2 protein-coding genes are annotated in these 1,548 nt (G+C 42.1%); both read left to right on the top strand.

Features of this window, described 5'->3' with window-relative positions; translation table 11 throughout:
• Positions 1 to 133 precede the first annotated feature (133 nt).
• On the top strand, positions 134 to 481 hold the full coding sequence (locus GH664_RS22670; protein ID WP_153170302.1) for a hypothetical protein: 348 nt from the start codon (positions 134 to 136) through the stop codon (positions 479 to 481).
• On the top strand, positions 463 to 1,401 hold the full coding sequence (locus GH664_RS22665; RefSeq protein ID WP_153163847.1) for an IS3 family transposase: 939 nt from the start codon (positions 463 to 465) through the stop codon (positions 1,399 to 1,401). The genes GH664_RS22670 and GH664_RS22665 overlap by 19 nt, the downstream gene beginning before the upstream one ends.
• Positions 1,402 to 1,548 lie beyond the last annotated feature (147 nt).

Here is a 1,548-nt window from a genome sequence, read left to right as displayed (position 1 = left end):
CTGCTCTTTGCCAAATATGGTTACGAGGAACCTACCTACGACCACTATGCTCAGGAAATAGGATTCGTTTACGAGTAATTGTCTTGTCCTGGAAAAAGTTGACAGGGTATAAATCAACTTAAAGATAAGAAAAATGGATAAAGACAAATTGGAGCTATCAGTGAGTGTAGCTCGTAGTTACTATCAGTATCACTTGCCGGTTCGAGAAATAATGGCAAAAATGTCGTTAAGTAAAACTAGTGTTTACAGAATTCTTAGTAACTTTGCAGCCGATAATCCTAAAATGGTAAACGAAATGAAGCAAAGTGCAACACCTGAAGATCTCTCAAATGAGAATCTCGAGCTTAAGAAGCGCCTGGCAGCCTTGGAGAAAGAACTCCATGAGGCCAAGATGGCTGCTGCCGCCTATGACAAGATGATAGACATCGCAGAGCGACTTTATAAGATTCCTGTGCGAAAAAAATCTGGTCCCAAGCAGTAAAAGAGCTTCGTGCAGAATCCAGCAACTATAGCGTTTCTGGACTCTGCAAACTGTTTGGGTATACTCGTCAGGCATATTATCAGCACGAAGATAATACGCTGGCAACCTTGGCAGAGGAATCATTTGTTATAGAATATGTTAAGTCTATTCGAAAGCAAGATCCCGGTATCGGTGGTCGTAAACTCTGGCTGATGTATTGCAAGGAGTTTGGAGAAGAGAACGCCATGGGACATTGCCGTTTCGAGGACATTATCTCAAGGTACAAGCTGGGAGTACGTTCTTCCAGCCGGAAGCCTCGTACAACGGACTCTCGCCATGGATTACCCACATATCCCAACAAGATAAAGGAACTGATACCATCGTCGCCCAATGAAGTTTGGGTGAGCGACATTACATATCAGAAGATTTGGGATGATGTAGAGGAAGGCACCTATCATTTCTGCTATATATCTTTAATTACGGATTATTATACAAAAGAGATTATTGGATATTCTGTTGGCGAGTCCCTTTCCACCAAGTATCCTTTGGAGGCCCTTAATATGGCTTTGTGCCGTATTGAGGAGAAAAATGTAATCCCTATCCATCACTCAGACAGGGGCGTACAGTATGCAAGCAATGACTATATCAAGTTGCTCAGAGAGTATGGGATAGTACCAAGCATGACGGAATGTGGCAATCCTAAGGATAATGCCGTGGCAGAGCGTGTCAATAACACATTGAAGAACGAGCTGTTTATGGGGCTTTCCTTCGTATCCTTGCACGAAGTAAAAGAGGCTTTAGAAAGGGCTGTTTATTTCTATAACAACCTTCGCCCACATGGAAGTATCGGAATGCTGACACCCAAGGAAGCGGCAAAACAGAAAGGAGATTTAAAGAAAAATTGGACAAGTTACAGAGAAAAGTATATAAAATCTTTGTAGGTTCAAGAAAAATGATTAATTTTGCAGCAAATTACCAAAATCGCGGTCCACCCCTAGGGGTGGTGCCCTTTGTCTACTCCTATTAAGAACTAGCTAATGTTATGTCAACAGCAACTAGGAACAAAGTAGGAGACTGACAATCTTGCT

The sequence above is a fragment of the Thauera sp. 2A1 genome (genome assembly GCF_009469595.2).
Classification (GTDB): Bacteria; Pseudomonadota; Gammaproteobacteria; order Burkholderiales; family Rhodocyclaceae; genus Thauera.
This window is presented reverse-complemented; position numbering and strand designations above follow the sequence as displayed.